The sequence below is a fragment of the Methylobacterium sp. Leaf111 genome (assembly GCF_001423285.1).
Taxonomy (GTDB): domain Bacteria; phylum Pseudomonadota; class Alphaproteobacteria; order Rhizobiales; family Beijerinckiaceae; genus Methylobacterium.
Genome location: NZ_LMNE01000042.1, coordinates 1 through 7,723 on the forward strand (window position 1 = coordinate 1; position 7,723 = coordinate 7,723).

Consider the following 7,723-nt stretch of genomic DNA (forward strand, 5'->3'; position numbering starts at 1 on the left):
CTCGATCAGCTCCTCGCGGCTCAACCGCTCAAGATCGCTGCGCCCCATCCCATGAAGGAATCAGCGAAATCCGACCCGCGCAAGGGCCTGGGTAATTGCCCGTTCCCAGGGTCGTTGCGACGGATCTACGACAGCCACGAGCAACTCCGCGCTCACCTGGCCGACTTCGTCAGTGCCTACAATTTTGGCCGCCGCCTGAAGACCCTGCGCGGTCTCACGCCCTACGAGGCCATCTGCAAAGCATGGTCCGCCGAGCCCAGCCGCTTCAGGTCAAACCCGCTCCACTAAATGCCGGGACCAAACATCTAGCATCCCAAAGCGTTCGAGACCCAGAACGCTGACCCTGTCCCTGCCGGGACGTGAGCTGAGCCATTCCGTTGATGGGGTTGCACCGCCGATCAGGCACAGTGCGTCGTCCACATTGAAGGCTCGCGCCGCGAAGCTCCATCATGCGGCAGCCTATGCCGACCGCGGAGACACCCCTGCATCCGGCAACGCCTTGCACGACCAACCCGCTTGACGAGGGAGATGCGATTAGACAACCCCATCAGGCCCGGCTCGACGACCGGAAGCGAGGGCGCATGCTGCGGCTCCATCATAGATGCCCGCTACCTCAACGCAGTCGGTATCAGCGAGAGTGAGTCAGAGCCAATGTTCAACGCTGTTTAACAGACAAGCTCCAGCGAGCGCTTGAAGAAGGAGAGCACTCGCTCTGTCGATCTCCTTACGCCAGGAGACGCTTGCCTCACAAACCCTAATCAGAGAAGGACCCGTTAAACGAAGAGGTAATCTCCCGTATCAAGATTGGCGACACCCGTAAGTTTGATAGTTTCGCTAAAGCTGCCATAGGCAGCCCCGGCGTGGATCACGTAGTCGTCCGATCCAACGGCATGAGTAAGGTAAGCCCCATCGCCGTAACCAACAAAGCGAAGCATATCGCTGCCCACTGTACCCCCGTCAGCGAAGTCAGTAACGGTGTCACCGTTTGCTTCGCCACGCTGGAACTGGAAAATGTCATTGCCGCCCCCCGCCGTCAGGGTATCGGCACCACCGCGGCCATCCAGTACATTCACACCTGCGTTGCCGATGATGGCGTTCGAGAGTGAATTCCCGGTCCCGTCTATCGCCTTGCTGGTCGAGAGGGTTAGGTTCTCAACATTGTCCGTCAAGGTATAGCTGATCTGGGTCAGGACCCGATCCGTCCCTTCGTTCGCCGCTTCGATGACGACGTCGGCAGCATTGTCGACGATATACGTATCGTTGCCGAGACCGCCCTTCATGACGTCCGCACCCGCACCGCCACTCAGACGATCCGCGCCCGAGGATCCGATCAGCAGATTCTCCAGCCCGTTGCCCGTTCCGGTGAAGGCCTTGGTTCCGGTATAAATTAGCGCTTCCACGTTGCTCGACAGTGTGTAGCTGGTCAGCGTGGTCTGCACGGTATCGTAGCCACCATCGACGAGTTCCGTGATCAGGTCGGACGACGAGGTGACGACATAGATATCGTCCCCGAGATGTTTGTCCGACGATCCGCCGTCGTACGCGGGTGGAGTGGAGCTGGCGTCGTCCAGCAGACCGCCGGCAACGCCGTTAAGGATGAAGTCGCCCGCGCTCAGAGTCGTGACGCCCGTCAGCTGGATCGTCTCGGTCAGCCCGCCGAAGTCGGCTCCGGCATGAATCACATAGAGGTTCGTACCCGCCGTGTGCGTGAGGTAGGCGCCCGTGCCGTAATCCACGAACTGCAACACGTCACCACCGACAATTCCCGCTCCTGAGAAGTCAGTGACGACGTCGGCGTTCGCCTCGCCACGCTGGAAGACAAAGGTGTCGTTGCCGGCCCCTCCCGTGAGGGTGTCCGCACCGCCGCGCCCACCAAGCGTGTTCACGCCTGCATTGCCGACGATGGCGTTGGCCAAGGCATTGCCCGTGCCGTTGATTGCCGCCGAGGTGCTGAGCGTCAAATTCTCGACATTGTCCGCCAGGGTGTAGCTGACCTGTGACAGAACGCGGTCGACACCGCCGTTCGGGTTCTCGACGATCAGGTCACCCAGGTTATCGACTACGTAGGTATCGTTGCCAAGACCGCCTATCATCGTGTCCGCGCCTGCGGCACCTTCCAGACGGTCAGCGCCTGTCCCGCCGATCAGCACGTTGTCGAGGGCATTGCCTTTGCCGGTGAACGCCGAGCTGCCGATATAGGTCAAGGCTTCCAGATTGCTCCCGAGTGTGTAGCTGGCGAACGAGGTCTTAACAGTATCATAGCCGCCGTTTGCTTGTTCAAGCACCACGTCACCGGCATTGTCGACAACGAATGTGTCGTCGGCAGCGCCACCCCTCATCGTATCGGCGCCCATACCGCCGTTGAGCACGAGCTTGACGACTGCCAGGGAGCCATCGAGCGTGTCGGCTCCCGCAGTGCCGGTCAACGAGAGCTCGGTGACCGCCGATGCCGTTAGGCTGGACTGAACCTCAATGAGGCTGCCGGTTAGAGCTAGTTTCTCGACATTTACAGCCGTGAGGTCGATCCTGCCATCGCGATCGAAATCCAGCGTGACCTTCGTGGCGCTCATCCCGATCCACGCACCCGAAGCTGCAGCCGTCGCCCTCAGCGTATCGATGCCCTCACCTCCGTCCACGCCATCGTAGCTGAGGGTCGGGCTGTAGGCGAAGAAGTCGGCGCCTGCCGTACCAATCAGGGTGTCAGCCGTCTTTACGTCGGCAACGGTGATGGCGATGGTCTGCGTCGCGCTGTTGACCCCGTCCGAGGCGCGGACGGTCACTGCATAGAACGGGCTATGGACCGCGCTCTCGTAGTCCGGCGCTGTGATGAAGGTGAGCGCGTTCCCCTCGATGCGGAAGAGCGCTCCGTCATCGCCATCGATGATCGAGTAGACGATCGTTTCGCCAGTGGTGTCGGCATCCGTGGCTGTAAGGTTGATGATATCCGATTGGTTTTCGCTGACCGTGCGCTCACTGCTTGACCTGAAGACCGGAGCCGTATCGTTGCTGTCGGCGACGTTCAGCCTCAGCACCTTGTCCAGCGTATGCCCGGCCGAGTCCCTAACCCTGACCGTGATTTGGTGACTGGTCTCCAGCTCATAATCTAGCGTTTTGGCAAGGACGAGGTTTGCACTCACCAACTTGAAGCGGCCGCCTGCGTCGTTGAGTAGGCTGAAGCTGGTGACTTCCGCGATGTCCGAGTCGACGCTCGTCAGCGTGCCGACCACGCTGTTGAGCACGGTGTTCTCAGCCACCGGACCAGCGTCAAGGAGGATATCCGTCGGTGCGTGGTTCACCGGCGGCAGAAAAACATAATCGTCCGCACTTAGATTGGTGACGCCGACCAGGCGGATCGTTTCGCTGATCCCCTCATAGCCGACACCGCCTTTCACGACGTACGAGTCGCTGAAACCGACCTGAGTGATTGTGCCGTCAATGCCGTATCCGGAGAAGCTCAACCTGTCGCCCGTAGGATCCGCAGCACCGGTGAAGTCGGTGACGACATCGCCGTTAGCCTCGCCTGCGGTGAAGGCGAATACATCGGCGTCCGCGCCCCCGGTGAGCGTGTCCGCGCCGCCCGCGCCGTCGAGGCTGTCGGTTCCGGTGCCGCCGATGATCTTGTTGGCGAGTCCGTTGCCGGTGCCGGCAAAGTTGCCGGTACCGAGATACGAGAGGTTCTCGACCTCGTCGGCCAGAGTGTAGATGTCCATCCGGGACTTCACGAGATCGGCGTTGCCCTCGCCCGCCTTCTCAACGACCACGTCGCCAACATCGTCGACGTAATAGGTATCGTTGCCCGCGCCGCCGACGAGCCGGTCAGTCCCGCCATGACCCTCCAAGGAATCCGCGCCGTCGCCGCCGAGGATGATGTCGTTGCCGTCGCCACCCTGGAGGTTGTCATTGCCGGCGCCCCCCTCGATGTAGTCGTCGCCGTCGTCGCCCTTGACGAGGTCGTCGCCGTCGTCGCCGTAGAGGAAATCGTTGCCGTCGTTGCCGCGCAAGGTGTCTACGCCGCCGCCGCCGCGCAGAACGTCCCTGCCCTCGCCGCCGTTCATCTGGTCGGCACCCGCACCGCCGCTCAGCGTGTCGTCGCCCGCCAGGCCGGAGATCAGCCCGCCATTGTCGCCGCCCTGCATAACGTTGTCGAGGCCGTTGCCGAGCAGGGTATGGCTGCCGGTTCCGACATAGATGAGATTCTCGACTCGATTGGGCAGGATGTAGCTGGACGAGAGGGTCAGCTTGACGGTGTCGATCCCGGTGTTTTCGCCTTCGGAGACGCTCACGCCAGTCGACGTTACGACGTAAGTGTCGTTGCCGTAGCCGCCGTCGAGGAGGTCGCTGCCCCCCCCGCCGATCAGGGTATCGTCGCCGGCGCCCCCGTAGAGCCTGTCGTCGCCGAGGCCGCCGTTCAGCGTGTCGTTGAGGTTGGTGCCGTAGATGTCGTCGTTGCCGTCGGTGCCCTCCTTGTCGACCGGTACGCCCTTCTCCACCGTATACTGGCTGGCATAGGCGCGGATGTAGTCGATCTGCATCGTGGCGGGAAACGGCGTGGTACTGTCGGGATCGCCGGCCCAGTCGCTGCCTCCGCCGATGTTGGCGATGAGGTACATCGGCTTGTCCATGCCCGGCAGGGTCGGCGTCGTCCATTGGGCGACACCGTCCACGTACCAAGTGAGATAGTCGGGCTCCCAGTCGAGCCCATAGGTGTGGAACTCGGTCGTGGCGGTCTCGACGAAGAGCGTCTTCGACACGTTCCTCTGCAGCCCGTCATCGACCGCATGGATGCCGTTGATGAGGTGAGTCGGGTCACTGCCCCTCTGCTCCACGATGTCCAGTTCGGGCGGCCAGCCGCCGTCCACCGGCAGCATCCAGAAGGCATCGTGCAGGCCGGTTCCGGCGGCGAGCTTGGCGCGGATCTCGAAATAGCCGTAGGTCTGGCTGAAGCTGCCAATCGAATTGATCATGCCGGAGGTGTATTGGTAGCCGCTGAACTTCGGCTGGTCTTCGGGCGCAACCGGGTTCATCGAGATGGAGAGCACGCCGTCCTGCAGCGCGAACGGATTTACCGTGACGGCATCGCCGAAGGCGTCAGTATCGCCGGGGAAGGTGAAGTACTGGATCGAACCGTGATCCACCGTCGTATGCGCGGCCATGCCGGTTCGCGGGTAGAGCTGCGTCCAAGTCCCCGTGCTGCCGGTTCCGGTGTTGACGTTGAACGTGTCGAACTCGTCGCCGAAGGTCTGAGTGTAGGCCGAGAGCTGCGTCTTCAGCAGGAAGTTGGATTCGGTGAACTGGCCGACGCTGGCGTTCTTGAACGTCACCGAGTCGTTGGCGGTGAGCTTCAGAACGACGTTGGCGCCGCTCTGGGTCATCGCGCCCCTGACCTGGGCGAAGCTGGCGAAGGCGGTGTAGCCGTACAGGTTCGCATGGTCGTCGGCTCCAAAATCCATGATTGTGTCGTTGCCGGCCACAACGAAGGTGTCAGCCCCTCCGCCGCCGGTCATTTCGTCGGCGCCGGCGGCCCCGTCGAGGAAATTGTTGGAGGCATTCCCCTTGAGGATGTTGTTACCGGCATTGCCGGTCCCCATCACTCGGAGGTTGCCAATAAGGGTCAGGTTCTCAACATAGGCGGGCAGCGAATAGTTGAAGTCGGAATAGACTGTGTCGGTCCCTTCTCCGGTCTTCTCGATCACGCGATCCTTGGCCGAGTGCACGTAGTAGCTGTCGTCGCCGAGGCCGCCGAAGAGGCTGCCGCTGGAAGTGCCCGGCGTCCCGTAGGAGACCAGCATGTCGTTCTTCGAGGTGCCGGTCAGGGTTTGTCCAATCGCGGTTCCCGTGATCGTGTTGGTGGGCGCACCGGAGGACGTCAGAGCCATTGTTTCGAACCTGTTTCCATCAACGGCCCAACGCCGCATGCACACCTGCCTTCACCCGTAGAAGACACCATCCGCTTACCATGACGGTTTTCACCGTCATAGAAGGATAAAGTACCGATGGATTGTGGCCCCCTGATGGTCCGACGAACTCCGCGGAGTCAGCATTCGCGCGGCACCGAAAAGTGATGATCCCGGCGAGGGCGCCCTTATGGCCACGCTTGCTTCGCCTGAACGCGATGCGATCGCGGGCTTCGGCGAATGGGCCGGTTGATACAGCGACGTTCTGCGGTCCCTAACGGGGAGGCCGAGACGAAAACCATAGCGTTATTGTCATGTTCTCCGAAAATTCTGCAGCTGGAACTATGTATAGCCAGGCTTTCGCCGCTTTGAATACATACGAACCACAGAAGCTTCCCCTCAAACCGCTGATGCTGATTTGTGAAGGAGTGCCCAACGAATTTTACAAACTTTCATTGATGAGAACTCAGATGCCCATTGGCGCAGTCCGATGGACATGATGCGCCGGCGCTGGACGATGAGCTTGCCCCAGTCGTCGCAGTACTGTTCGAGGATGTCGGCATAGGATTGGCAAACCCGGCGCGGTTCAGTTCATGCGCGAGACCTGGCTGCAGCGGCCACTACAACACGTCTACGCAAGTCGACCGACAGAACTGAGAACATAGGCGCTCTCGATCACCGACCAACCCTTCAGCCTAATACGCGCTTCAAGCTGCTCGGAGCATGCTCTATTTCTTGTTAATGTTATTTCTCTTCAGGTGCGAAAACTTAGGAGCCTGCTTAGTTGATATGCTTGCATTCACTGCGTCTTTCAAGGTTGATAAATATGACATCAGAGAAATTTCGCGCCATACAACCAAGAGCGCTCCAATCGCAAATTTACGAATTAGTTCAAACTTTAACGGCAAGCTATCATGGCTGTGGCGACCTATGACTAAGGTTGCGGCCGGGTAATACTTAGATCTGAGTTTTTTATCATAATCGCGATGGCCGATGCATGGCACATCGAGAAATTCGCTTTGCCTTGATATTTTAAAACCAGCAATAGCGAAATCAGTGTCTTCAGCGCCGTTCCGAGGCGTGCCGACTCCGAGTTCTTCGTCGAACTTTGCCAACCTTCGAACAAGACGCCCGCGCATCACAGTAGTATTCGACGATGCATGCCGCGCAACATCAACAATTTTTGCCCTGCGTCCAGTTTTGTTCTCAAAAGGGACGGGCTTCGAGCTATATTTGCAGAACCATAAATCGATTTCTGGGTTACCCACAAATCGACTGACAACTCCCTCGATAATACCCGGCGGGTACCAACAATCATCATCGGGAAAAGCAACGACGGAATTTTCTGTGATCGCACTTAAGCAAGCTGCTTCGAGCAGGATATTACGAGCACGAGAAAGCGATAAGCGGCGATCACTTGTAATAACATGAATTAGATCAAAATATTCCTTTGTAATTGGACCGCAACTTTTTACATCGTACTCCTGAAGCAAAAGAAACAACTTGATAGTCAGTTCCGGTCTAGCGGCGCGGATGGCTGCGACAGATGCTATCATGCGCGCAAGCGCTTCGGAGCGACCACCGGCTACGTTGGATGTTGAAATCAAGACCAAATCCATTAGTCATCCCGCCGGTTTTCTCGATGCCAGGCACCATCTATGGCGGCGCTGCCGAGCATCTAGTATTAAACTGGATGAGATGCTATCGCATGCCCCAGACCATGAAAAGTCCTAGAGCCGTTCCCTTTCAGGTTGGCTCGTAGGCATCGTATCCAGCAGCGGCGAGGTAGTTTCGGCACTCATCCGGTCGGACGGCGGCGAACGCGTTCT

General features: G+C 59.3%; 2 protein-coding genes and 1 pseudogene. 1 reads left to right on the top strand and 2 read right to left on the bottom strand.

Annotated elements, in window-relative coordinates; all coding sequences use genetic code 11:
* Positions 1 to 288 (top strand): annotated as a pseudogene (locus ASF41_RS26225) (hypothetical protein); the annotation flags it as partial.
* 485 nt (positions 289 to 773) lie between these two features.
* On the opposite strand, the gene ASF41_RS26230 reads toward ASF41_RS26225, so the two are convergent.
* Positions 774 to 5,876, bottom strand: coding sequence for a family 16 glycosylhydrolase (locus ASF41_RS26230; RefSeq protein ID WP_056495155.1), 5,103 nt, complete (start codon positions 5,874 to 5,876; stop codon positions 774 to 776).
* 746 nt (positions 5,877 to 6,622) lie between these two features.
* Positions 6,623 to 7,513 carry a glycosyltransferase family A protein gene (locus ASF41_RS24165; protein ID WP_082504647.1) on the bottom strand — a complete coding sequence of 297 codons (891 nt, stop codon included), beginning with the start codon at positions 7,511 to 7,513 and terminating at the stop codon, positions 6,623 to 6,625.
* Between the last annotated feature and the right edge of the window lie 210 nt (positions 7,514 to 7,723).

Coding starts and splice junctions, on each gene's coding strand:
- ASF41_RS24165 (WP_082504647.1), bottom strand. CDS start 7,513: ATGGATTTGGTCTTGATTTCAACATCCAACGTAGCCGGTGGTCGCTCC.
- ASF41_RS26230 (WP_056495155.1), bottom strand. CDS start 5,876: ATGGCTCTGACGTCCTCCGGTGCGCCCACCAACACGATCACGGGAACC.